General features: G+C 25.2%; 1 protein-coding gene. It reads right to left on the bottom strand.

The window, feature by feature from the left end; genetic code table 11:
* Positions 1-553: 553 nt before the first annotated feature.
* Positions 554-880 carry a hypothetical protein gene (locus Q8S45_RS03860; RefSeq protein ID WP_305601404.1) on the bottom strand — a complete coding sequence of 109 codons (327 nt, stop codon included), beginning with the start codon at positions 878-880 and terminating at the stop codon, positions 554-556.
* Positions 881-1952 lie beyond the last annotated feature (1072 nt).

Genomic DNA, 1952 nt, shown 5'->3' with positions numbered 1-1952 from the left:
AACAGGGATACTTTTTTATTCATAACTATATTTATTTATAACAATTATTAATCAGATATATTGAAATTTTGTGTGATATATTGGTTTGGAAGAAAGTAGTTTATTCGATTTGTCGTGTTTCATAATAAAGGCTAACGGATTAGAATATGAAAAGATGGCATTAGTATATAAAATTTTCATATTTTTTGATAGTAAACTTAGGAATTATAAACGGAATATGAACAACAATGTAGCCATTTTTTTATATGCGTTGTTAGCAAACAGGATTAGCAGTTGGTTTCTAAATTAATCCGCCAACTAAAAACGTTATTTTATTTTGAGCGTTGGCTAATTGCTTTGCAAAAGCAAAACTCTGCGGAATTATTTTAAAAAAGATTTTTAAAAAGATTCAAAAAGATTTCCGATTAGATTGAACAAATTATAAATTTTAAATATAAACATTATGAAAACATTAAAACTTTTTTTTTCAAGTACTAAATTACTTTTTATTAATAAAAATCAATATTCATTAGTACAAATACTTTTCTATTGCCTGTTAGGTTTTGGATTTGCATTATTTATCGGTTGGTTTAAATAGATAATCTAAAAATAAAATATAAATTAATGTAATTGTAAATAATATATAATAAGTAAACCCAAAACTATGATTTTCTAAAAATGATTCATTTAATTTACAATCACAATCAAGCAAAGTTTTATAAATTTCTGAATCGTATTTTAATGCAGACATATCCCACATAAAAAATGACATAATAAATATAAATAAGATAATGATAAACGGTAATGATAATTTTTCAAATTTTTCATACTTTTTATGTGCTAAAAAAGCAATTCCAGTATATAAAGCTATAATTATTGGTATTAATATTTCTAATTTCATATAGATTAATTTTATATTAAAATTTAAAAAGAAGGGGGAAAAATAAAAGGTTTATTAGTTCAATTATTCTGTTTTAGATGTCGGGCTAATATTTTTGCTAACGTGTTATATCATTTAAAAACATACTGTTTATCACTTTTTTTATCTGGATAAACGCATGTTTAGGTTTTGTTTATCCATTTCATAAAATTTGTTTTTGGAATATTTAGCAATTTTTAAATAACATTCTCAAATTTAATTAAATATTTGACACATTAAGTACTAATAGTCAATAATTCACTAAATTTTAAGTATAGCGTTTTCATAGGCGCTACTTTTTCATAGCAATTTTTACCCACCTCTCGAAGAAGTGGGTTTTTTGTTTACTGAGAATTGGAATTAAAAGAAGAAAAAGAAGTTATAATAGTGTAAAAAAGGGAGAGAATTTTAAATTGAGTCTATAAATATCAGTAAATTAATTGATTATGGTCCTTGGTTCGAGTCCAAGAGGGGGAGCAAAACAAAGACTTACAAGCAATTGTAACGCTTTTTTGTTTTTAAGAAAGTACTAAAGGTTCCAAGACAATTCGTTTTGGAACCTTTTTTTATGCACAAGGTTTGCGCAAGGTTTTGGTTGAAATTCTTAGAGGAAGGAAAGATTAAAAAAAGTCTACTTTAGTGTTGTCTTACAAATGAGGATATTACAAAGCAAAAGCACACAGGCCTACACAAAAAAAGTAAACTTATTTCAGGACGAGAAAAAAAATATAAATCTATAAAATTTTAACAACTATAATACCTATCACAACACAAGTTAATGCAATAAGTGCAATTGGTTTCATATGAACTTTAATTAAACTTTTTATTTTTTCTCCAATTTTTATTGTTAAGAATGCCAACCCGTAAAATGCAAGAATCTTACTAACATACGTTGTTAAAGAAAAGGCAATAAAATCCTGAGTTCAATAACTTAACGCAACAAATCTAAATTTATAGATTTGTTATATGATACGTAAAAAGAATAGTCGGCTTACTCACAAAGAAAGAGTGCAAATTGAGACACTTTTAAACGAAAATAAGTCAAAAGCTTACA

Source organism: Lutibacter sp., from assembly GCF_030692605.1.
In the GTDB taxonomy this organism is placed as follows: Bacteria; Bacteroidota; Bacteroidia; order Flavobacteriales; family Flavobacteriaceae; genus Lutibacter.
This window is presented reverse-complemented; position numbering and strand designations above follow the sequence as displayed.

Excerpts from the sequence above, each read along its gene's own strand:
- Q8S45_RS03860 (WP_305601404.1), bottom strand. The coding sequence starts at position 880 with ATGAAATTAGAAATATTAATACCAATAATTATAGCTTTATATACTGGA.